20 protein-coding genes are annotated in these 24,234 nt (G+C 37.6%); 12 read left to right on the forward strand and 8 right to left on the reverse strand.

All coding sequences use genetic code 11. The features are described 5' to 3' along the window. Positions 1 to 31: 31 nt before the first annotated feature. Entirely contained in the window at positions 32 to 757 is a 726-nt protein-coding gene (locus tag O1Q80_RS05205; protein WP_386696151.1) for an amino acid ABC transporter ATP-binding protein, read from the forward strand. A gap of 145 nt (positions 758 to 902) precedes the next feature. On the opposite strand, the gene O1Q80_RS05210 is transcribed toward O1Q80_RS05205, so the two are convergent. The 3 genes from O1Q80_RS05210 to O1Q80_RS05220 all read right to left on the reverse strand — a co-directional run bounded on the left by O1Q80_RS05210 (position 903) and on the right by O1Q80_RS05220 (position 6,989). Beyond that, entirely contained in the window at positions 903 to 3,347 is a 2,445-nt protein-coding gene (locus O1Q80_RS05210; RefSeq protein ID WP_386696097.1) for a TonB-dependent hemoglobin/transferrin/lactoferrin family receptor, read from the reverse strand. A 233-nt stretch (positions 3,348 to 3,580) separates the two neighbouring features. Continuing rightward, a complete protein-coding gene (locus tag O1Q80_RS05215; RefSeq protein WP_386696099.1) occupies positions 3,581 to 5,242 on the reverse strand; it encodes an amino acid ABC transporter ATP-binding/permease protein in 1,662 nt (553 codons plus the stop codon). Then, positions 5,235 to 6,989, reverse strand: a complete 1,755-nt coding sequence (locus O1Q80_RS05220) for an ABC transporter ATP-binding protein/permease (protein ID WP_386696100.1) — start codon at positions 6,987 to 6,989, stop codon at positions 5,235 to 5,237. Before O1Q80_RS05220 ends, O1Q80_RS05215 begins: the two co-directional genes overlap by 8 nt. A 512-nt stretch (positions 6,990 to 7,501) precedes the next feature. Here O1Q80_RS05220 and sucA point away from each other — a divergent pair. From sucA to O1Q80_RS05265, 9 genes are all read left to right on the forward strand, one after another. Beyond that, the gene (sucA, locus tag O1Q80_RS05225) at positions 7,502 to 10,312 is read left to right on the forward strand and encodes a 2-oxoglutarate dehydrogenase E1 component (RefSeq protein WP_386696102.1); all 2,811 of its coding nucleotides are present in this window, start codon (positions 7,502 to 7,504) and stop codon (positions 10,310 to 10,312) included. Between the two features lie 34 nt (positions 10,313 to 10,346). Continuing rightward, complete coding sequence (odhB, locus tag O1Q80_RS05230) at positions 10,347 to 11,561, forward strand: 2-oxoglutarate dehydrogenase complex dihydrolipoyllysine-residue succinyltransferase (protein WP_386696104.1); 1,215 nt, start codon at positions 10,347 to 10,349, stop codon at positions 11,559 to 11,561. Positions 11,562 to 11,622: 61 nt separating this feature from the next. Next, positions 11,623 to 12,783 (forward strand): ADP-forming succinate--CoA ligase subunit beta, encoded by a 1,161-nt coding sequence (gene sucC, locus O1Q80_RS05235; protein WP_386696106.1) that lies wholly within the window; start codon positions 11,623 to 11,625, stop codon positions 12,781 to 12,783. 9 nt (positions 12,784 to 12,792) lie between these two features. Then, on the forward strand, positions 12,793 to 13,662 hold the full coding sequence (sucD, locus tag O1Q80_RS05240) for a succinate--CoA ligase subunit alpha (protein WP_386696107.1): 870 nt from the start codon (positions 12,793 to 12,795) through the stop codon (positions 13,660 to 13,662). Between the two features lie 145 nt (positions 13,663 to 13,807). Next, positions 13,808 to 14,362: a DUF5358 domain-containing protein gene (locus tag O1Q80_RS05245; protein ID WP_386690051.1), complete on the forward strand. Its 555-nt coding sequence runs from the start codon at positions 13,808 to 13,810 to the stop codon at positions 14,360 to 14,362. 68 nt (positions 14,363 to 14,430) lie between these two features. After that, positions 14,431 to 15,126, forward strand: a complete 696-nt coding sequence (locus O1Q80_RS05250; protein ID WP_386696108.1) for a hypothetical protein — start codon at positions 14,431 to 14,433, stop codon at positions 15,124 to 15,126. 79 nt (positions 15,127 to 15,205) lie between these two features. Further along, on the forward strand, positions 15,206 to 15,904 hold the full coding sequence (locus tag O1Q80_RS05255; RefSeq protein ID WP_386696109.1) for a hypothetical protein: 699 nt from the start codon (positions 15,206 to 15,208) through the stop codon (positions 15,902 to 15,904). Between the two features lie 86 nt (positions 15,905 to 15,990). Next, positions 15,991 to 16,689 (forward strand): hypothetical protein, encoded by a 699-nt coding sequence (locus O1Q80_RS05260; RefSeq protein ID WP_386696111.1) that lies wholly within the window; start codon positions 15,991 to 15,993, stop codon positions 16,687 to 16,689. Further along, entirely contained in the window at positions 16,686 to 18,068 is a 1,383-nt protein-coding gene (locus O1Q80_RS05265; RefSeq protein ID WP_386696112.1) for a phospholipase effector Tle1 domain-containing protein, read from the forward strand. Before O1Q80_RS05260 ends, O1Q80_RS05265 begins: the two co-directional genes overlap by 4 nt. 47 nt (positions 18,069 to 18,115) lie before the next feature. Here O1Q80_RS05265 and O1Q80_RS05270 read toward each other — a convergent pair whose 3' ends face one another. From O1Q80_RS05270 to O1Q80_RS05290, 5 genes are all read right to left on the reverse strand, one after another. Beyond that, positions 18,116 to 18,778, reverse strand: a complete 663-nt coding sequence (locus O1Q80_RS05270; RefSeq protein WP_386696113.1) for an NAD(P)H-dependent oxidoreductase — start codon at positions 18,776 to 18,778, stop codon at positions 18,116 to 18,118. A gap of 81 nt (positions 18,779 to 18,859) precedes the next feature. Then, complete coding sequence (gene dolP, locus O1Q80_RS05275; protein ID WP_386690056.1) at positions 18,860 to 19,441, reverse strand: division/outer membrane stress-associated lipid-binding lipoprotein; 582 nt, start codon at positions 19,439 to 19,441, stop codon at positions 18,860 to 18,862. A gap of 53 nt (positions 19,442 to 19,494) precedes the next feature. Further along, positions 19,495 to 20,082 carry an SIS domain-containing protein gene (locus O1Q80_RS05280; protein ID WP_386690058.1) on the reverse strand — a complete coding sequence of 196 codons (588 nt, stop codon included), beginning with the start codon at positions 20,080 to 20,082 and terminating at the stop codon, positions 19,495 to 19,497. 1 nt (position 20,083) lies between these two features. After that, positions 20,084 to 20,458, reverse strand: coding sequence for a YraN family protein (locus O1Q80_RS05285; RefSeq protein WP_386690060.1), 375 nt, complete (start codon positions 20,456 to 20,458; stop codon positions 20,084 to 20,086). Beyond that, positions 20,459 to 22,195, reverse strand: a complete 1,737-nt coding sequence (locus tag O1Q80_RS05290; RefSeq protein ID WP_386693472.1) for a penicillin-binding protein activator — start codon at positions 22,193 to 22,195, stop codon at positions 20,459 to 20,461. Positions 22,196 to 22,267: 72 nt separating this feature from the next. Between O1Q80_RS05290 and rsmI the strand changes: the two genes are divergently transcribed. Both rsmI and cra read left to right on the forward strand, forming a co-directional pair. After that, a complete protein-coding gene (gene rsmI, locus O1Q80_RS05295; protein WP_386693474.1) occupies positions 22,268 to 23,110 on the forward strand; it encodes a 16S rRNA (cytidine(1402)-2'-O)-methyltransferase in 843 nt (280 codons plus the stop codon). 103 nt (positions 23,111 to 23,213) lie between these two features. Next, entirely contained in the window at positions 23,214 to 24,194 is a 981-nt protein-coding gene (gene cra, locus O1Q80_RS05300; RefSeq protein WP_386690068.1) for a catabolite repressor/activator, read from the forward strand. The last annotated feature ends 40 nt before the right edge of the window (positions 24,195 to 24,234 follow it).

Here is a 24,234-nt window from a genome sequence, read left to right on the forward strand (position 1 = left end):
CAACATAAGGAGCGAATTTGTGTCTAAAGTCATGGTGCAATTAAGCAATGTGAATAAGTGGTATGGCGATTTTCACGTTCTCAAAGCGGTAAATTTAACCGTCAACGAGGGTGAAAAAATTGTCATCGCAGGTCCCTCAGGATCGGGTAAATCAACTTTAATTCGTTGTATTAATGGGTTAGAACATCATCAAAGTGGCGAGTTAATTGTCAATGGGGTGTTGTTAAATAATAATCTGAAACACCTAGAAGAAATTCGCCGCAATGTCGGCATGGTATTCCAACATTTTAATTTATTCCCACATTTGACCGTGTTAGAAAATTTGACGCTCGGGCAAATTTGGGTATTAAAAAAGAGCAAGCAAGAAGCCATTGATGTTGCCTTAAAATATTTAGAACGGGTAAAAATTGCTGATCAGGCTTATAAATATCCAGGGCAATTATCTGGCGGACAGCAACAACGTGTGGCGATTGCCAGATCCCTTTGTATGTCACCCAAAGTTATGTTATTTGATGAACCCACTTCTGCACTCGATCCTGAAATGGTGAAAGAAGTGTTAGATGTCATGGTAGAACTCGCCGAGCAAGAACGTATCACGATGTTATGCGTTACTCATGAAATGGGCTTTGCTCAACGAGTTGCCGATTCCGTGGTATTTATGGATCAAGGCATGATTATTGAACAAACTGCCCCAGATGAATTTTTCCGTCAACCGAAAACGGAAAGAGGGCAGCAGTTCTTGGCACAGATTTTGTAGTTTTTTGGGGAAAGTGCGGTGAAAATATTTTAACCCTGCACTTGCGTACAGGGCTAGATAGTAACGATGCTCCGCATCTTGAAACAAGCCAGCCACGGGGTGGCGTAACTATGCTTAACCCCGTATGCAAGTACGGGGTTAATGGCTAAAACCGAATTTCCACCGATGCACTGTAATTACGACCTGGAGCGTAGAAGCGTTCAAGACCTTGATTGCCATAACGATAATCTACAGTGTTAATAGTACTGCGGTAGTTAATACCCCGTAAATTGTCCCAAGTGTGATATTTGGTGTCGAAAATATTATAGACACCTGCCCGTAAGGTAATGTTTTTAGTCGGTCTGTAATAACCGAATAAATCAGCGACCCAATAGGATTTATTTAACCAACGATATTCTCGGTGGGTGACAGTATCTTCCCATTCTTCACATAAGCCATAGTAATTTTCTTCAACACAACTTGAATCACGTTCAGTAATCATAGCATCTTTACCTCGTTTTCCTTTTTGATAGGTAACTCGTGAGAATATTCCCCAGACACCATTTGGATCTTCATAATCTAAGCCAATCACAAGTTTTAATGGTTGAATAGATAATAAGCTATCACCATTGGATAATTTACCTTTGCTATAACCTAATGCCCCTGAAATTTTAAAGCCATCAGGTAACGGACTGATTTCGTGTAAATTAATACTACCTTTCACTTCTAACCCATAAATTCTGGCATTATCAATATTCACCATTTGTTGGAATGGAGCAGGCGAATATTGATGACAGTAAATACCATTGTAGTCATCAGAACAAAGTTCGTTGTAGTAAAGATCGGTCGTTTCTTGTTCAAATAGGAAGTTTTTATAGCGAGTATAAAATAAGTTCATATCCAGCATTCCAACGGGGGAATTGGCTTGTAAATATAAATTATGATTGGTACTACGTTCTGCTTTTAAATCTGGATTGGCTTTCCAGTTACCCGCAGGGTTATCAAAAGTAAAATAGATTTCAGAAGCGGTTGGTACACGGAAACCTGTATTAATATTGTAGCCAGTTTTCCAAACAGGGTTAATTTGAGCCTCTAATCCTAATGAGCCGCTCCAGTTATTGTAACTATTATTTCTTGGGGTATTGCGTTCTTCTGCTTTTATACAAGAAACGGTGCAAGGCACACCATTTTGATAATTTTGTGGTTTGAGTGTAGTGTGATCATAACGTACGCCAACGACAGAAGAAAAAATGTCATTCCAATAAATATTATCTTGTAAACCAAAACCATATAGATTGGTTTTAACTGGGCGTTGAATGGTATAAATACGAGTTTGGTTTATACTGCCATCCGTATTGAGTATTTTATCATTGTTGATATTTTCAAAATCCCGTTGAGCAATATAGCTTTTAAAAGATAATAAATGATCACCACCTAATTGGAATGGCTGTGAATCTACACGTAAAGAGAAACGTTTGTATTTGGTTTCCATATTACGGTCATCTACATTAAATAGTGTACCTTTAGTATAATCATAACCATCACGCCAATTACCAGTACGATCATAATTACCTTTGTAATTAGTTGCACCATTTTTGGTTTTTTGATAATCAACATCAGCACGAACAAGAGATAATAAAGTACTATTGTTTGGTATCCATTCGTAGAATAGATTTGCGTTTAAGCGTTTTTGATAATCATCTGAATCTCGCCAAGAAGTGTCCATATCATAGGATAATTCGTTGAGCGATAATTTATTATTCTGTCCAGAAATAGCCACACCAAGTTTATGTTCAGGGGTGATTTTCCAATTAAATTTGGCTAAATAACTACGTAATTTATGATCGGACGGATCTGGATGAATACGGGCACTTCCTACTTCTGCTCGGCGAGCTATATCTTTTTCTGTATCATAGCGAGATGTTCCCCAAGGGGTAATATTTCCGCCAGCACTTTTCAATTCATGTCCTTGTCGATGAGAATACATTAGCAACGCATCGAATTTTTCATCAACATAACCTAAACCAGCCGTATTAACCCATTCTCTATTTTTACTGGCATAACCAGAGCGTAATAATCCGCCAAAAGATTGATTTTCAAAAACAATATCTTGTGCATCTAAAGTATGATAATTGACAGAACCACCTAATGCACCGCTACCACTATTGACGGAATCTGATCCCCGAACCACATCAATACTTTTCACTAATTCTGAATCAATGCTAAGGCGTGAATTGTTAAAATTACCATATCGAGCATATAAGCTGTTTTCTTCGGCATCAGGCAGGTTTACACCATCAATGCTGATATTGACTCGGTTTGCTTCCACGCCGTGAATGGAAAATCCTTTTAAACGGCGACCATTATCAGCCACACCCACATCTGTCGTATAACGCACTAAATCACGCGTATCTCTGATTAATTCTCGCTGAATAGTTTGGTGTGTTTTCTTGATGACAGCAGGTTTTTGATCTTGTTCACTTTCTGTTGTTACAGAAATTTTATCTAACGTTTCCGTTTGACTAGATTCTTCACTAAAGCTAGGTTGGCTATAGCCTAACACGGCTAAAGTAATTAATGAGAATGAAAAAACAGGATTTTTCCTAAACATAGCGTATCTCCCTACATGATCCAAAGATTATTTTTAGTTAAAAGAAGAAAATTTCCAATGTGGATAATTATAATGAAAATGTATTTCACAAGCAAATGAGAATTATTGTTATTTGCTATAAAAATAACCTATTCAGCCAAAATTAAAAGGACTGCGTTTAGAACTCAGTCCTTAAATTAATCTAACTTTTGAGGGTCAGATCAATATGGCACAATATTCACAGCATTATATATTTACGACACTCGCCCATTCTCAATATGAATCACCTGATCGCAAATTTGCATGGTTGAGGTTCGGTGGCTGACTAAGACAATTAATTTATCTTGTTTTACTTTAAGTAATGCTTGTAAAACCATAGCTTCATTTAAGCTATCTAAGTTACTTGTGGGTTCATCAAGTAAAATAATCGGGACATTATTATGTAAGAACGCTCGGGCAATGCCAATGCGTTGTTTTTCGCCGTCTGATAGGCTGTTACCCAATTCGGTGATTTTCGTTTCATAGCCTTCAGGTAAGCTCATAATAAAGTCATGAATAGATGCTTTTTTAGCCGCTTCAATAACCTGTTGTTGGCTGGCATGGCGTTTTGCCATGATAATATTTTCATAAATACTTTCATTGAAAATATAGGTTTGTTGCGTAATATATGCCATATTTTCACGTAAACTTTGAGTGTTGATTTGGGTTAAATCTATGCCATTGATTTGAATATGACCAGATTGTGGATCGTAAAAACGCATTAGCAGTTTCAACAAAGTGCTTTTACCACTGCCACTACGTCCGTGAATACCTAAAATTTGCCCTTTGTTTAAGCTGAGATTGATGTTAGACAGAATCTGTTCATCAGCATAAGCAAAATTAAGACCTGTAACGTTGATTTGTTCAATTTCTGCTAAATTTACACCGCACTTTACATCGTCTAGTACAGGTTTTTCATGCAGTAAACCCAGTACTCGTTCACCGCTGGCAAGGGTTTGTAATAAATTATTGGAAAGATTACTTAATGCAATTACAGGACCATAGCTTGACATCAGTAGAATAACGGCAATCAATAAGCCACTGAAATCAATTTGTTGATAATAGAATAAAATTAATCCGGTCGCTAAGATCAACATATTAAACAATGAAACTGCTATTTCTGTATAGGCACGCACTTTAGATTCTTGTGCTTTTATGCGGAAAAAGGCTTGATCGATGGCTTGGCTACGTTGATTAATTTGTGCTAACCGTTGGTCTTCATAACCAAATAATTGGATTTCTTTCATGCCACGAATGCTGTCAAGAAAATAATCATTCATTTCACCGACTAATTCACGGTATTTTCTACCTTCATCACGAGCCATGGCAGTGGTAATTGTGGGTAGAATAAAGCCAATGGTGATATAGGCAAGCAAAGCGATTAAGACAAACCAAACAGAAATAGCCCCAAATACCATGAGTAAAATCGCCGATGTTAAAATAGCAATAGCAATAGGTGCTATGGTGTGAGCGTAAAATACTTCCAGTAATTCAATATCATTGGTGACTAATGATAATAATTGCCCCGATTGTTTTTGTTGTAATTTATCAAAAGCCAAACGGCGTAGGGCGGTGAAGACTTTATCACGCAATAGTGCTAATAATTTAAAGGCAATGTAATGCCCTGACATTTGTTCTAAATAACGTAGGATACCACGAGCGATAGCCAGTACAATCAGTGCGGTAAGAATTTGACTAAAAGTAAAGTGAGTGGCAAAACCTGCTAGATTCACTAATCCGATTGCTCCCAACACAATAATAAAAATCGCCGCAAGGAAGCCAAGCGTTCCCATAATAATGGTGAAACTCATAATATGAGCTAATGGTGTGACTAATTTGAGCAAATGCCACATGATGATAAATCCATTTTTACGCATAATTTGCTCCTGTTCTGATATTTTCTAAGGCTTTTTGTTGGTTAAACATTTCTGTATAAAGCCCTTGTTTTTCCATGAGTTGCGAATGTGTTCCTTGTTCGACTAATTGCCCGTTATCTAACACATAAATTTTATCCGCTTGTACCGCATTGGCTAAACGATGTGAAATCATGACAATGGTTTTTTCAGCTTTAAGTTTATGAATAAACTGCAAGATAATTTCTTCACTCTCTACATCAATATTGCTGGTGGCTTCATCAAAAATATAGCAACTGGCATCGTGTAATAAGGCTCGAGCTAGGGCTAAACGTTGAATTTGTCCGCCTGATAAATTATTACCACGACTTAATAATGGCATATCTAAACCACCATTTTCTCGCACAAAATCTGCCAAATTAACTTGGCTTAACGCTTGATAAATTTGTTCATCGCTAGCGTTTATTTGTGCCATCAGCATATTTTCTCGTAATGACCCTTTGAAAATATAACTGCTGTGGCTGACTAAACAAATTTGTTGATAGAATGAAGTGCGGTGCAAATCTGTGCTGTTTTTGTCATTAAACAGAATTTGTCCTTGTTGTGCGTGGTTAAAGCCCATTAACAGGGAAACTAAGGTTGATTTTCCACAGCCACTTTTCCCCACGAAAACGGTTAATTGATGGGGTTGAATGGTTAAGTTTAAGCCATTGATGGCATTCTTTTCAGCTGAATAAGCAAAATGTAAATTTTGTAATGTAATTTGAATGTTATTTTTTTCATCAAAATTCACCGCACTTTCAGCTTGGGTTTGTGTTATTGGTGTGTCTAATAAGGTGAAAATTTTATCTGAAGCCGCTTTACCATTCATGGCAACGTGGAAAAATGAACCAAGTAAACGTAAAGGAATGAAAAATTCAGAGGAAAGTAGAATAAATAGAATGACCGCAAAGACGGTTAAATGTCCTGCTTGGAATTGCAATAATGCGGTTAAAATCCCAATCGCCGCACCACCATAAGCCAATAAATCCATCAGCGAAACAGAGTTTAGCTGCATAGTTAGCACTTTCATAGTGATTTTACGAAAATGTTCCGCTTCAATATCCATTTGTTTCGCTTTATAGTCATCATCTTGGTAAATTTTGAGGGTGACTAGCCCTTGTAAGTTATCTAAAAAACTACTGCCTAATCCCACATAAATCGCCCAATATTTGGCTAATAGTCGTTTAGCAATTTTATTGACTGCAATAATTGACATCGGAATTAAGGGGACGCAAACCAATAAAACTAGAGCGGTCGGTGCATTAAAAAAGACTAAAAAAAGAAATAAAGTCAGCGGGGCAAGTAAACTATAAAATAATTGTGGCAAATAACGTCCGAAATAGATCTCAATTTGTTCTACACCCTCTGAAGCAATTTGCACTAACGAAGAAGTGGATTGTTGATTAACCTGATTTAACGGCATAGAGGCTAATTTCTGATAAATTAAGGTTCTCAATTTATGTTTAACATTGGTGCTAGCATAGTAAGATGCTTTGCCTGCCATTTTCCCTGCAAACACACGCAAGCTCAATGCAGCAACTAAAACAATAAAAAAAATCACCGCACTTGTCAGGCTTAGAGTTTGCTCAAAAGCCTGATGCAGACACCAAGCAAATGTGACCGCAGTGACAATACTGCCAACCAACGCAAGCCAATTCCACAACACAGTCGCAGCAATCCATTTTTTGCTGTCTTCCACCGTGTTAATCAGACGTTTATCTATCATCATGATGTTAAGTTTCCTAAAATTTATTTTTGCTAACAACAAACTTGAATTTTCAATAATCAGCGGTGTTCAAGTTGTGTTAGTCTAGCTTAAAATAGAACGATTATCATTTAATTATAGTGATCAGGACACTTCTAATCAAATTATAATGAGATAATTCTAATGTAAGCATAGCCTAAATAAATTTGCGACACCGATAGATATAAATTTTATAGCATCACTCAAATTGGGCTTTGTTGTGTTTATGTTATGTTTTTGTAATTTTTGTAAGTTCTCAACCCGACAATGTCATGATGTTATGAATCTGGCTTGATTATTCATATTGTCTAAATATAATCCTATTTTTGTATGCTTTATCTGCAAAAAGTCATGTAAAATTTTTGTTAAATTTAAAAAGTGTGATGTAGATCATATTTTTATTTTCAATAATAAGGTAAAGTTACGCCATTTAGATTACACTTATAAAATCTAAATTTTGTGTATGATAGATGTTAAATTTAATAGGTAGGAAAACGATGCAAAATAATTCATTTCAGCAGTGGCTAGCACAAAGTGCGTTGTCTGGTGGAAGTCAGTCTTATATTGAAGATTTGTATGAAGATTATTTACAAGATCCCGATTCTGTGGAAGTGAGTTGGCGACAAACCTTTGATTCTTTAGCAAAAAATATTATAGGGTCAAGCCAACCCGAACAAGCTCATTCACCAGTACGTAATTATTTTCGCCGTTTGGCTTTGGAAAAATCCCCCAAAGGTGTTACAGTCATCGATCCTAAAGTGGGAGAGCGTTTAGCCAATGTCTTGAGATGGCTTAATGCGTATCGTTATCGTGGACATTTATTGGCAGATGTTGACCCCATTAATTTACGTGAAAAACCTGAAGTCCCAACCTTAGATTACCGTTTCTATAACCTTACCGATGCCGATCTTGATGAAGTTTTTGATTTGAGTGGACATATTTTCCATAAAGAAAAAATTAGTTTGCGTGAACTGGGTGATTCGTTGAAGAAAACCTATTGCGGTAAAATTGGTTTGGAATTTATGCACGTGAACGATTTAGAAGCCCGTAGATGGTTACAAAAACAAATAGAAGATTGGGTAAATACACCGCACTTTAGCCAACCTGATCAAGAAAAATTGTTAGCTGAATTGACTGCTGCCGAAGGATTAGAGCGTTATATCGGAGCAAAATTCCCCGGTGCGAAACGTTTTTCATTAGAGGGTAGTGATGCCTTTGTGCCATTGATTAAGGAAGTTATTCGCCATAGTTCAAAACAGGGTGTACAGGAAATCGTATTTGGTATGGCACACCGTGGTCGCTTAAATATGCTGGTTAATGTATTAGGTAAAAAAGCGGCGGAATTATTTGATGAATTTGCTGGCAAACATTACACCAATGGTACTGGGGACGTAAAATATCATCAGGGCTTTTCTTCTGATTTCTTGACAGATGATGGTCGTGTGCATTTGGTGTTAGCGTTTAACCCGTCACATTTAGAAATTGTCAGTCCAGTAGTTGAAGGGTCAGTGCGTGCTAGACAGAAACGACTTGGTGATGATGATCATAGTAAAGTGTTGGCAGTGACTATTCATGGTGATAGTGCTGTTGCTGGTCAAGGGGTAGTACAAGAAACCTTGAATATGTCTGATGCTCGGGGTTATACGGTGGGGGGTACCATTCGTATTGTGATTAATAACCGTATTGGTTTTACTACATCTTTCCCAAAAGATACACGTTCTACTGTTTATTGTACGGATATTGCCAAAATGATCGAAGCACCGATTATTCATGTGAATGGTGATGATCCAGAAGCGGTAGCCTATACAGCTCGTATGGCAGTAGAATTCCGAACCTTATTCAAGCGTGATATTTTTATTGATTTGGTGTCTTATCGGCGGCATGGTCATAACGAAGCAGATGAACCATCAGCTACTCAACCGATGATGTATAAAAAAATCAAAGCTCATCCAACCCCCCGTCAAGTATATGCCGACAGACTTATTAATGAGGGCATTATCGATAATGCAAAAGCCACAGGATTTATTAATAATTACCGTGATGCACTAGATCGTGGTGAGCGAGTGGTGTCTGAATGGCGAGAGATAAATTACGATAAAGTGGATTGGTTACAGTTTTTAAATCCAGAATGGAATGCCGATTATGAAAGTCGTTTTGATTTACAACGCTTTAAAGATTTGGCTCAACGTGTTTCACAATATCCTGAAACCCACCCAATTCATCCTCGTGTAGAAAAAATTTATGCGGATCGTGTTTTAATGGCAAAAGGTGAGAAATTATTAGACTGGGGGATGGGTGAAACCATGGCTTATGCAACTTTACTTGATGACGGTTATCATATCCGTTTATCTGGTGAGGACTGTGGACGTGGTACATTCTTCCACCGTCATTCGGTGTTACACTGTATTAATGACGGAAATGGCTATGTGCCATTATGTCATCTGCATGATAAACAAGGTAATTTTGAGGTCTGGGATTCGGTTCTTTCTGAAGAAGCCGTGCTTGCCTTTGAGTATGGTTATGCGACCACCACACCAAAAACCTTAACCATTTGGGAAGCTCAATTCGGTGATTTTGCCAATGGCGCACAAGTGGTAATCGACCAATTTATTAGTTCTGGTGAACAGAAATGGGGCAGAATGTGTGGTTTGGTGTTATTACTCCCACATGGTTATGAGGGGCAAGGTCCAGAACATTCATCTGCTCGTTTGGAACGTTATTTGCAACTTTGCGCTCAACATAATATGCAAGTCTGCATCCCCTCTACACCTGCACAAATTTATCATTTATTACGCCGTCAAATGCTACGTAAAGTGCGTCGTCCTTTAATCGTTATTTCACCAAAATCTTTATTACGTCATCCATTAGCGGTTTCTGCTATGGAAGAATTAACCGATGGCACATTCCAAAATGTGATTGGTGAAATTGATGAGTTGGATCCAGCACAAGTAAAACGTGTCGTATTGTGTTCGGGTAAAGTCTATTACGATTTATTAGAACGCCGCCGTAAAAACAATCAAACCAATGTCGCTATTATTCGGATTGAACAACTTTATCCTTATCCAGAAGATGAAGTGCGGTCTGTTTTAAGTGAATATTCACACGTTAAAGATTATGTTTGGTGTCAGGAAGAGCCGTTAAACCAAGGGGCTTGGTATTGTTCTCGACATAATTTTATCCAAAGCATTCCTGAGGATGCCAGTTTACGTTATGTAGGTCGCCCAGCATCTGCTTCTCCAGCAGCTGGATATATGGCATTACATAATGAACAACAACAGAATTTAGTAACTGATGCTTTAACTTTATAAGCTAATTTTTATGCACAATTAAAAAGGAAATATTATGAGTGATTTAGACATTCTTACCCCAGCACTACCAGAAAGTGTAGCCGATGCAACGGTAGTTAAATGGCATAAAACGGTAGGTGAAGCCGTTAGCCGTGATGAAATTTTAGTGGAAATTGAAACCGATAAAGTAGTATTAGAAGTACCAGCTTCTGCAGACGGGGTGATTGCGAGTATTACTGAAAACGAGGGGGCAACGGTGGTGAGTAACCAAGTGCTAGGTAAATTAAGCACCGAAGTAGATGGAATTCAAACCAAACTAGTAGAAAAAACAGCGGAATCGACTCCAGCGGAACGTTATAAAGCGAGCTTAAACCAAGATGCAGAGCAAGATCATCAAGAAGATTTAAGCCCTGCAATTCGCCGTTTAATTGCGGAATATGATCTTGATCCGAAAGAAATTAAAGGTTCTGGAGTAGGCGGTCGGATTACCCGTGAAGACGTAGAGCGTACTTTGGTCAATAAAGCTCAAACTGCGGTGCAAACGGGCGAAGATTTCTCACAAGCAAATTTACGCAGTGAAAAACGTGTGCCGATGACCAGATTACGTAAACGTGTGGCGGAACGTTTACTTGAAGTGAAAAACACCACGGCAATGCTGACTACATTCAATGAAGTAGATATGCAACCGATTATGCAATTACGTAAAAGCTATGGCGAAAAATTTGAAAAACGCCACGGTGTGCGTTTAGGCTTTATGTCATTTTATGTCAAAGCGGTGGTGGAATCATTAAAACGTTATCCAGAAATTAATGCCTCTATTGATGGAGATGACATTATTTACCACAACTATTTTGATATTAGTATTGCGGTGTCAACGCCACGTGGTTTGGTGACTCCAGTCTTACGTGATTGCGATCAAATGAGCATGGCGGAAATTGAGAAAGCGATTAAGACCTTAGCTGAAAAAGGGCAAAATGGCAAACTTACCGTGGAAGAATTAACGGGAGGTAATTTTACTATTACTAACGGCGGTGTGTTTGGTTCGTTAATGTCAACACCAATTATTAACCCTCCACAAAGTGCTATTTTAGGTATGCACGCCATTAAAGAGCGTCCGATTGCGGTCGATGGTCAAGTGGTAATTCGTCCTATGATGTACTTAGCGTTGTCTTACGATCACCGTTTAATTGATGGACGTGAGAGTGTCGGGGCGTTAGTCACGATCAAAGAATTGTTAGAAGATCCAACCAGATTGTTATTGGATATTTAATTTTCGCTGATTTGAGTTGGGCAAAAACGCCCTGATGCTAAATGAATAAAAAGGACAGTCGATGAATTTACATGAATATCAATCCAAACAAATTTTTGCTCAATATGGTTTGCCAGTGAGTGAGGGCTATGCTTGTCAAAATGTAGAACAAGCGATTGAAGCAACAAAAAAACTGGGGGGGACTGCATGGGTGGCTAAATGCCAAGTTCACGCTGGTGGACGTGGTAAAGCTGGTGGTGTGAAAGTGGTGAAATCTAGCGATGAAGTGCGGTCATTTTTTACTAACTTTTTGGGCAAACGTTTAGTTACGTTCCAGACTGATAGCAATGGTCAGCCGATTAATACTATTTACATGGAAGCCTGTGCAGAGGTAAAAAAAGAACTTTATTTAGGTGCCGTGATTGATCGTAGTTCACAACGTATTGTGTTTATGACTTCTACTGAGGGCGGTGTGAACATTGAAGAAGTGGCTGAAAAAACACCGCACTTATTACATAAAGTCGCAGTTGATTCTTTACTGGGCGCTCAACCTTATCAAGGGCGTGAACTGGCGTTTAAATTAGGTTTAACGGGTAAACAAGTCGCACAATTTGCTCACCTATTTTGTCAACTCAGCAAATTATTTATCGAAAAAGACCTTAGCTTATTAGAAATTAACCCATTAGTGATTTTACAAAATGATGATTTACATTGTTTAGATGCCAAAATTGTGGTTGATGATAATGCGTTATACCGTCAACCAGAGTTAAAAGCCATGCAAGATCCAAGCCAAGAAGACGGACGTGAAGCAGAAGCAGAAGCGTTAAGTTTAAACTATGTGGCATTAGAGGGTAATATTGGCTGTATGGTGAACGGTGCAGGGCTTGCCATGGGAACCATGGATATTATTAAATTGCACGGTGGACAGCCAGCCAACTTCCTTGATGTTGGCGGTGGTGCAACCAAAGAACGTGTTGCAGGAGCGTTCAAAATTATTCTTTCCGATCCCAATGTAAAAGCTATTCTGGTTAATATTTTCGGTGGCATTGTCCGCTGTGATTTAATTGCCGAAGGCGTTATTAGTGCGGTCAATGAAATCGGTGTTAATGTCCCTGTAGTAGTGCGACTTGAGGGCAATAACGCTGAATTAGGACGTGAAATCTTAGCCAAAAGTGGTGTCAATATTATTGCCGCTCAAAGTTTAACCGATGCTGCTGAACAAGTGGTTAATGCAGCGAAATAAGGATCGGATATGTCAATTTTAATTAATAAAGATACAAAAGTGATTTGCCAAGGATTTACTGGTGGTCAAGGCACATTCCATAGTGAACAAGCCTTAGCTTATGGCACAAAATTAGTCGGTGGTGTATCGCCCAATAAAGGTGGCACTACACACTTAGGCTTGCCAGTGTTTAATACAGCCCGTGAAGCCGTTGAGCAAACTGGTGCAACCGCAAGTGTAATTTATATTCCAGCACCGTTCTGTAAAGATGCCATTTTAGAAGCTATTGACGCTGGTATTAAATTAATTGTATGTATCACCGAAGGCATTCCAACCATAGATATGTTAGCCGTCAAACAAAAACTGGCTCAAACTGATGTGGTGATGATTGGTCCGAACTGCCCAGGGATTATTACCCCAGATGAATGTAAAATCGGCATTATGCCAGGCTATATTCATAAAAAAGGGCGTGTAGGGATTGTTTCTCGTTCTGGTACTTTAACCTATGAAGCAGTAAAACAAACCACAGATAATGGTTTCGGTCAATCTACTTGCGTAGGTATCGGTGGCGACCCAATTCCAGGGTCTAACTTTATTGATATTCTCAAACGTTTCCAACAAGATCCAGAAACTGAAGCCATTGTGATGATCGGTGAAATCGGCGGTTCTGCGGAAGAAGAAGCAGCGGCATTTATCAAAGCCAACGTGACTAAACCAGTGGTGTCTTATATTGCGGGAATGACCGCACCGAAAGGTAAACGAATGGGGCATGCGGGGGCTATTATTAGTGGCGGAAAAGGAACGGCAGCAGAAAAAATCCAAGCCTTACAAGATGCTGGTGTGACAACGGTACAAAGCCTTGCAGAAATCGGTGATGCTTTGAAGAAATTATTGGGATAGATTAGTCCCTTTTAATACATATTGAGGTGTGGTGTAAAAAATAAAAGATTTTACACCGCACTTTTTTATTGTTGAGCTATAAGATTGACGAAATAAATTTTCCCTTTAAAATAGCAACAAATGATTTTTAACAAGGATTTTAACAGTGTTTAAGAAATTCTCTCTCTCAATTACCTTATTTTTATTACTAGGTTGTAGTTTTAGTGATAATCAATCTACTATTCCAGCAGAATATGCTGGAGCGGCGTATGAATTATCGGATAGTAATGCACAAAAATGGGCGTTTGTCGCAAAACAAACAGAACAATGTATTTACCCAAATTTAACTCGGATTCAATATGAGCATTTCCAAAAAGAAGATAGCTATATTCACTCTCAATACGTCTTTTTTTATCCGCTAGAAGATATTATTGGTGAAGATAATGTGAAAATTATTCAAGGCGATCAAAAAGCCATGGATTACGCCACCTATCAATTTAAAAAATATAAATCCAAAGACGATGTAGAAAGTCTGGATAGTAAACAATGTGCTGTATTACGCACTAAAGCCAGAGATGATTTAGCCGTGGTACAAGGGGAACGTAAATCTGCCATGGTAGAAGTGGAAACTAAAGAAAATGGTAAATCAACCACTGCAGCTACAGATGATAACAAGTTCTTCTTTGATATTATTAAATGGGGATCGGCACTGTTGTTGTAGTTGGTTATGTTGAGGGTAAAAGTGCGGTAAAATTGACCGCACTTTTAACTTTTAAGGAGTATATCATAATGAAATTCATTAAAATAGTTATCCCTGTGTTACTGATTATTGGTTTAAGCGGTTGCAATAAACCTTTTCGTGAAGACTTTTTTGCCAATCGCCGTTGTGTAGAAATCAATTACGGCTGTTTAAACGAATCGCAACCAACAAACAATAAGGAGAATACCATGTTTCAACCTATGCGATTAACCCAAGAGCAATGGGATAAAATCCGTCGCCAAGAAACGTTACAGGTTTATGGTGAAGTCGCCAGAATGCTGGATATTTATTATCCCGGTTTTTGGTTGGATAAAGACAACGCTTTTCAACTGGCTTGGATTGAAAAAGTCGATAACATTGCGACAAAGTATTATGGTCGACATGACAGAGGAACTTTGGAAACTATGGCTTTAGTCTGTGCCATTATTGGCAGTGACTTTGAACAAGATCCCAAACTGGATTTTATTGTGAACAAAATGAAAAGCAGTCATGTAGATACACCTTTAGGTGAAATTTACGATTATTTACGCTTTGAAATTTTGAAAAAAGATTTTGACCATGCTGGCAGACAATACAACAACTGGAGTTTACGTGGCATGCAAGAAAGTATGCCGAAAATCACCCGAAAAATTCCAGATTTTTATACAGAATGGCAACCAGATAATGAACAGGACAATGTCTGGTCTATTTATAAAAATACAGTAAGAAGTGAGCGTAATTTGTAAAGTAATTCGGAACGGCGTTTTTAACTAAAATCAAGCATAAAAGTCAATTAAAATTGACCGCACTTTTTAGGAGTATATCATGATGAAATTCATTAAAATAGTTATCCCTGTGTTACTGATTATTGGTTTAAGCGGTTGCAATAAACCTTTTCGTGAAGATTTTTTTGCCAATCGCCGTTGTGCAGAAATTAATTACGGCTGTTTAAAAGAATCGCAGCCAACAAGCCATAGGGAGAATATCTCGTTTCAACCTATGCGATTAACCCAAGAACAATGGGACAAAATCCGTCGCCAAGAAACGTTACAGGTTTATGCTGAAGTCGCCAGAATGCTGGATATTTATTATCCCGGTTTTTGGTTGGATAAAGACAACGCTTTTCAACTGGCTTGGATTGAGAAAGTTGATGAAATAGCAAAACGTTATTATCCCAATCGAAGACGTGGAACCTTGGAAAAAATGGCTTTAGTCTGTGCCATTATTGGCAGTGACTTTGAACAAGATCCGAAACTGGATTTTATTGTGAAAAAAATGAAAACTGACGATGTGGATATCCCTTTAGGTGAAATTTACGATTATTTACGTTTTGAAATTTTAAAGAAAGATTTTGACCATGCTGGCAGACAATACAACAACTGGAGTTTACGTGGCATGCAAGAAGGTATGCCGAAAATCACTCGAAAAATTCCAGATTTTTATACAGAATGGCAACCAGATAATGAACAGGAAAATGTCTGGCATATTTATGATAGCCAAATTAGAGGATTGGAGGGCTTATGACCTGTAAAGTAATTTGGAACAGCGTTTTTTAACTAAAACCAAACAAAAAATTAACCAAAATTGACCGCACTTTTTAGGAGTATATCATGATGAAATTCATTAAAATAGTTATTCCCGTGTTACTGATTATCGGTTTAAGCGGTTGCAATAAACCTTTTCGTGAAGACTTTTTTGCCAATCGCCGTTGTGCAGAAATCAATTACGGCTGTTTAAACGAATCGCAGCCAACAAACAATAAGGAGAATACCATGTTTCAACCTATGCGATTAACCCAAGAACAATGGGATAAAATTTACTATCAGAAAAAACTGAAAATTTATGGTGAAGTCGCCAAAATGCTGGATATTTATTATCCTGGTTTTTGGTTAGATAAAGACGAAACTTTTCAACTGGCTTGGGTTGAAAAAGTTGATGAAATAGCAAAACGTTATTATCCCAATCGAAGACGAGCAACATTAGAAACTATGGCTTTAGTCTGTGCCATTATTGGCAGTGACTTTGAACAAGATCCGAAACTAGATTTTATTGTAAAAAAAATGAAAAGCAGTCATGTAGATACACCTTTAGGTGAAATTTACGATTATTTACGCTTTGAAGTTTTAAAAAAAGACTATGATGATGCTGGGATTCATTACAACAATTGGAGTTTGCGTGGCGTGCAAGAAGGTATGCCGAAAATCACTCGTAAAATTCCAGATTTTTATACAGAATGGCAACCAGATAATGAACAGGAAAATGTTTGGTCTATTTATAAAAATACAGTAAGAAGTGAGCGTAATTTATGACTTGTAAAGTGATCCGAATAGGTATGTTTTTTGACGGTACGGGCAATAATTTATATAACGATTCCGAAGGTCGAAGTCAGAATGGGTTGAGCAATATTGCCAAGTTGTATAAATTATATCGTGACGGCGAAACCATCAAAGGGCAAAAGGTTACCGAATGTCAAATTGTCGTTAAAGCTATTTATATTGAAGGTGTGGGGACAAAAAAGAACGAGAAAGATTACACCACGGGTCTTGCTTTTGGTTCTGGTGGGGCTCAACGTATTAGATTGGCAATCAACCAAGTTAAAGAACTTTTGGAAAAATTTCCTGATGATCAATATAATCAACAAATTGATGTATTTGGCTTTAGCCGCGGTGCAGCTATGGCTAGAGATTTTATCAATACACTCGCGAAAACAGGAAAAAAACTAAACCACCAAATAAAATTCGTCGGTTTATTTGATACGGTTGGTTCCTTTGGCAACCCCGGCGATGATTATAACTGGAAGCCGAAACAAGACACACATAAAGAAAGCGACTTAAAACTGATTATTAACGAAAGACGTGGTAAAACACCGTCTTTAGAAAATTACGAAGCCTATAATTTTAATTTAGCCCCCTACAGTGCCGAACAAATCGTCCATTTTGTGGCATTAGATGAATATCGTGAAAACTTTCCACTAACCGACACAAACGGGGCGGGAATGACTTATGCGTTTATTGGTGCTCATTCTGATGTGGGTGGCGGTTATCGTGAAATTGAAACAGAAACAGTCGGCATACCACCAAATAGAAACATGGATTTAAAAAGCTATGAAAAACAACTTAACCAACAAGAACAAAATAATCTTAATTCGTCTATTCAACAATGGACATGCCATCCTCCCATTACAGCATATATGGGAAGAATCGCAGCACCTGCCCATTGCAGTGCTACCCGAATAGTTGGCAATGCCTTGCAAGACATCGCTTTGATTGTTATGCATAAACTGGCTTTCCACGGATTAACTAAAGTACCTTTCAGAGATATCAATCCTTTCCCAGAGATGTCGAATTGGACAGACGAACTAAAACAGTATTACTACAAAGCACTCAATGATTTAACCAATTTAAAATCTTATTTAAATCAAGATGTTGCCGAAGATAATGGTGAAACAGGCAATAACCGAGAAGCGAGAAGTCGTATTCATTTAAATATTTTGAGTAAATACGGACATAATTCGTCTATGGTTAGTTGTAAAGAATTGAATGGGGCAAACCCGCTAGGTTTAAAGAACCATATTACATTTTCATTGGACGATTTATTAGCTTTCAAACCAAGAGTAGTAGGTGAAAACAGAGTTTTTAAACGTAGAATATTTAATAACAAGCCAGCGTTAGCAATTAAAAAATCTTAATATTAAACCGCACTTTTAAAAGTGCGGTGAAAAAATACCGCACTCTTTTATTCAATCCACTCAACTACTTGTCCCACAGGTTTACGGTGTTTCTTTTTGATTTCCTTATTACGATAACCAAAGGTTACCATGCAAGATACACCGTATTCATTTGGATCTAATACACCTTGTTGGGCGAGAATACGATTCACTTCATCATAGTTAAAACCTTCAATCGGGCAGCTATCAATGCCAATTAAAGCAGCACCTGTCATCATATTAGCAAGGGCAATATAAGTTTGTTTACTACACCAATCAAATAGAGTACGTTCGCTTTCAAGAATTTTAATATCATCTTGTTGGAATGATTTATAACGGACAATGGTGGCTTCAATTTGCTCAGGATTTAGACCATGTTGCACAAGAGCATTGCGTAAGAATTCACTATCGTAGCGAGCGTTCTTTTTGGCTAAGATAATCACTAAATGACTGGCTTCTTGAATCGGGTGTTTAATTCCCCATGTCACTGGGTGAATTTTTTCACGCAATTCTGGATTTTGTAGCACAATAAATTTCCATGGTTCAGAACCAACGGAGCTTGGGGAAAGGCGAGCGAGTTCCAAAATATAATCCATATCTTGTTGTGGGATTTTTTTGTTTGGATCGTAACTACGACAAGCAGAACGAAAATGAAAGGCATCTAGTACCTGTTGTTTTGTAATATCCGTCATGATTTATCCTGTGTTTATAAAAGATCAATAAAATAAACCGCACTTTTCGTGCGGCTAAACTTAGATAATGCTAGCTGATAATTAGTTTAAGTATTTAAATACTTTAACCACTTTTTCTACCCCAGACACTTTACGTGCCACTTCTGCGGCGGCAGTGCCTTGATCTTGGGTAACATTACCAAGTAAGAAAACTTCTTTATTTTCAGTAATCACTTTAATATCAGTGGTTTTAACCGCAGAATTTAACAACATATCAGATTTGATTTTTGTAGTGATCCAGCTGTCTTGTGTTTTTTGAGTAAGTGAAATAGGTGAACCTACACGCATTTCATTATATACATCACCTATATTTTCAACACCTTTCGCTAAACCTGTGGCAACTTCTTTTAAACTTTCATCAGGCACTTGACCAAGTAATAATACACGACCACTGTAAGAAACCACGACTACACGACCTTCAGCTTTAATTTGCTCATCTTTGGTGATGGCATCATAGACTTTGAGTTCTAAGGTTTCATCATCCACTTGTGAGCCTATTGTGCGAGGATCTGTACCAACTTTGGTTGCAACTGCTGCACCACCTAAACCTAAAGCAACACAACCTTGTAGGATAAATGTGGCAGTTAATATCATTGCGAGATTTTTTAGTGTGTTAATTTTCATTTGTTCTACTCCTTACATAACCTCTTATAGTCTGTTGTTAGTTCAGGGTTTTGTCAACCACTTTGTGTAAATAATGTATGATCAATAAGTTCACAAAGTGCATTAATCAGAAATAAATGGCTTTCTAAAATACGACTTTCTCTATTACTTGGTACGGCAATTTCTAGATCATTTTCACTCAGTAAACCACGTAAATGATCGCTATTATTACTGGTCAAAGCAATGACTGAAATTTCTTTGGTAAAAGCCTGATGTATCACATTTAAAATGGGTTCTTCATTACCAAAGGGAGAAAGCACTAATAAAATATCGCCTTGTTGTGCTACTGCATTAAATTGGCGTAGTAATAAGTTTTCTGTCGGGTTATCAAAAATAATAGCAGAACCCATGGCTCCGTCAAGACTTAATAAAACAGAGGGAAAGCTCGGGCGTTCTAATTCGTAGCGATTAATTAAATTAGCGACTAAAAATTGTGCATTTGCATAGGAACGTCCTAAACCACATACAATAATTTTATTGCCACGTAATAGGCAATTCACTAAGTTTTGCGTAGCAATACTTAGATTATTGGCTAATGATTTAGATGCCGAAATTTGAATTTGAATATTTTCTGCAAAGAGATCGTTAATTTTATTTAGCATATTAGTCAAGAAAGTTAGGGATCCATTCAATATCTTTTGGGGTTCGACCGAAAGCGACTAAATCAAAACGACAATCCGCATCTTCTAGGCTTTGTCCTTGTTGCATAAGCCATAAATTAGCGGCATTTTGCCATTTTTGTTGTTTATGCCAGTCCACACTTTCTACCGCTGAACCAAAAAGATCATTTTTGCGTTGGCGAACTTCCACAAAGACAAAGGTTTCATCGTCTAACATGATTAAATCTAATTCACCGCACTTAAAATTTTGATTCGCTGCAATAAAACGTAAACCTTGGTTTTCTAAAAAAAGGCGAGCATATTGTTCAAATCTCGCCCCTTGTTGTTTGGTAGAAAGTTTTTGTTTGGGTGAAAACATTTAGTTCTTAATGGTATTGATATTACCGTCTTGATATTGGAACCACGTCATATCGCGGTCAATATTACAATTTGGACCTGCACTTAGTTTACCCGTTAAGCCACTGACAGAATATCCTGGTACTTGACGTAGTTCATTAAATTGGTTGATTAATAACCACGCATCCGCTCCCATGGCATATAAACGCATTAAAGAATAATCACCATTCGTTTTCATCTCAATATTTTTATATTGCTCAGAATCGGTTTCCTTAAAGAATGGAATATCACTAAATTGCAATCCATTCATTTGTAAACGATATTCAGGCGTATTATTAGATGAATTACTACGAGAACTTGCATAAAGTTTTAGCTGTGGATTGACATTATCAACCACTGACTTAATTTCACCTAACTGTTCACTTAAAGCTACAATATACATTGCCTCTGCCTGTTTACTAGCACCTTCTTCTAAGGCTAAGGCGATATCTTGTGCTTGATTATAGAAGCGAATATTGGCATCTGAACCAGATAGCTGTTGCCAACGGACTGTAAATGCACTGGCTGTACGCTGCCCTAAGTCAGATTGTGGCACCATGACTAAAGGTGAATGAATGCCATCGTTCCACATTTTATTCGCAGCAGATTCTGCTTCATCTTCTGGAGCTAACCCATAATAACAAAGTTGATTAACTGCTTTAGCATTCGGGGTTGAATTTAAGGCGAGTACATTTAGACCTTGAATACTAGCTGGATTACTTAAAACCACATCAACATTATTTTTTAATAAAGGACCAACCATTGCTCTTGCACCAGATTGTTTAGCTTGTTCAATGGCAGTTGGAATATCGGTGGTCATTGTATCAATGACATCTACCTGAATTTCATTATTGGTATCACCCTTGGCATTATCAAATCCTGATTTGATGGTACTACCAAGTAGTTGAGCATCACCACTTAAAGGCAATAATAATACCACTTTGTTAACTTGGGTTTGTTGGAAATTAGATAAACTTTTTAGCTCAGTTGGGAATAAATAAGTTGCACTATGCGTTGGATAAGCTGATTTCCAGTTTTGTAGAGCTTCGCTTAATTGAGCTGGTTGGCTTAGATTATCATTGTAGGCTTTAGCTAACGCTAACCAACCGCCTAAGCTAGCATCACCTTCTGCTGAGGTAATATTAATGGTTGCTTTGTTGGTTTTGCGTAATAACGCCCAAGTGCGGTCAATATTTTCTTGTTTTCTTTGGACATCAGTTAGTGAGCTATCAATTTTAATACGTGCTTTCACCGCATCAATAAATTGATTTCGATTTTCCGCAATACGAGCGGACACTTCATAATAACGAGCAGTTTGCGAAGAACTTAACTGTGCTAAATTAATCAATTTTAACTGGCTTTCAGCTTGGCTATTATGTTGTTTTACTGCTGAAATTTGTGCATCAATTAAGGATTTATCGAGTAATTGTTCTGGGGTTAATTCTTTTAAATTTAATTCTGCTAATAAGGATTCCGCTTGAGCTATCTTATTTTCAGTGACTAAAACACGAGCTGCCAACAATTTATAGGTTTGTTGATCTTCGAGTTCTTGGGTTTGAGCGATTTTGTTCATATAGAAGTCAGAATTCGCATTGGCATCACGTTTTAAGGTTTGATCAAAGTCGCTACCGAACAAATTTGTACAGCCTGCTAGGAGTACAGGAAATAAAAGTGGCATTAAACGTTTTTTAAATTGCGTACCTTGTAATAGAATAGACATAATTACTCCGTTATAAGAAAGATGTGTAGATCTTACTTCGCTCATCAATTAAAAGCAATAAGAAGATATAAAATGATAAATTCAGGTACTTTATATATTGTTGCCACCCCGATTGGCAATTTGCAAGATATCACGCAACGTGCGTTAACTATTCTTTCCGAAGTGGATTTGATCGCTGCCGAAGATACACGTCACAGTGGTTTATTACTCAGTCATTATGGGATTAAAAAGCCTTTTTTTGCTTTGCATGACCATAATGAGCAACAAAAAGCGGATTTATTAGTGGCAAAATTACAGCAAGGCTTGAATATTGCCTTGATTTCGGACGCTGGTACGCCATTGATTAGTGATCCTGGATTTCATCTAGTGAGAAAGTGTCGTCAGGCGGAAATAAACGTTGTGCCATTACCAGGGGCTTGTGCTGCAGTAACAGCACTATGTGCTTCGGGAGTTGCTTCCGATCGTTTTTGTTTTGAAGGATTTTTACCTGCCAAAAGTAAAGCACGTAAGGATAAGTTGGAAAATTTAGCTAAAGAAGACCGCACTTTAATTTTTTATGAAAGCACCCACCGTATTTTAGACACATTAGCTGATATTGAAGCTGTTTTTGGGGCAGAACGATATGTTGTATTAGCTCGAGAAATTACCAAAACATGGGAAATGATCGTAGGAAATCAAGTGGCAAATTTACGCCAATGGTTAATCGAAGATAGCAATCGTACTAAAGGCGAAATGGTGTTAATCATTGAGGGAAAACCAAAAAATGATACAGATGAATTTGATCCTAAGGCGATTAAAGCGTTGCAATTAATTAGCCAACAATTACCGTTAAAAAAAGCAGCAGCAATTGTGGCAGAGCTTTATGATTGTAAGAAAAATGCTTTGTATCAATATGGATTAGAACATTTTTGTTAAATTTTTGGGATCTAGATCAAACTTTTGAAAATCAATGCTTTCTTTATGAGTAATAATATATTTATAATGCCCGTTCTGGAAATTTCGCATTTTTGAGGTAGCGATGAAATTAGATGAGTTAGCCAAATTAGCAGGTGTTTCGCGAACTACAGCTAGCTATGTGGTAAATGGTAAGGCGAAACAATACCGTGTTAGTGATAAAACAATAGCCAAGGTCAAGGCATTAATTAGTGAACATGATTTCAAACCTAATGTGTTAGCTGCTAGTTTGCGGGCGGGTAGAAGTCGCACCATTGGATTAATTATTCCTGACTTTGAAAATATGAGTTATGCCAAAATAGCCAATCAGTTAGAAAACCGTTGTCGTGAGAAAGGCTATCAGTTACTGATTAGTTGTTCGAATGATAATGAACAAAATGAGATGGGTTGCGTTAAGCAATTATTACGCCGTAAAGTTGATGCGTTGATTATTTCTAGTGCGTTGGTGACTAATCATCAGTTCTATGCAGAATATGCAGGTAAAGTTCCAGTGATTGGCTTTGACCGTAAAGTGAATGTCAAAAGTGCGTTAAATGTATTAACTAATGATGAACAAGATGCCTTTCAACTGGCGGATAAATTATTTCAAGAATCTTATCAACGAGTGTTATTTTTGGGGGCTGTTCCTGAATTACAAACTAGCCGTGAGCGTGAAAGAGGTTTTCGAAATGCCTTAAAAGTGCGGTCGAAATCTGCTGAGTTTTTATATGCCGATCATTTTCATAAAGAGAGTAGTGCAAAAATCTTTGCCCAATGGTTAGTCGAGAATACTTTGCCAGATGCGATTTTTGTAACATCATTGACCTTATTACAAGGGGTCTTTAGTGTGTTATTAGGTCAACATAAGTCTATTCCGAAAAATTTAGCGATTGCGACGTTTGGTAATGATGATATGTTAGATCTGTTAGAAAATAAGGTGATTTGTAGTGTGCAGAATCACCATAAAATAGTCGATTCTTTGTTGGATATCACCTTTAAATGTTTACAACGGAAATCCGTAAGAAATCATTCGCCATTAGTGCGAGATATTATTTGTCGAAATTAGATGATACGGGGGCAAGCATGCCCCCTAGTTTTTCTATTTA

Origin of the sequence: Lonepinella sp. MS14435, assembly GCF_042485795.1 — a bacterium.
Classification (GTDB): Bacteria; Pseudomonadota; Gammaproteobacteria; order Enterobacterales; family Pasteurellaceae; genus Lonepinella.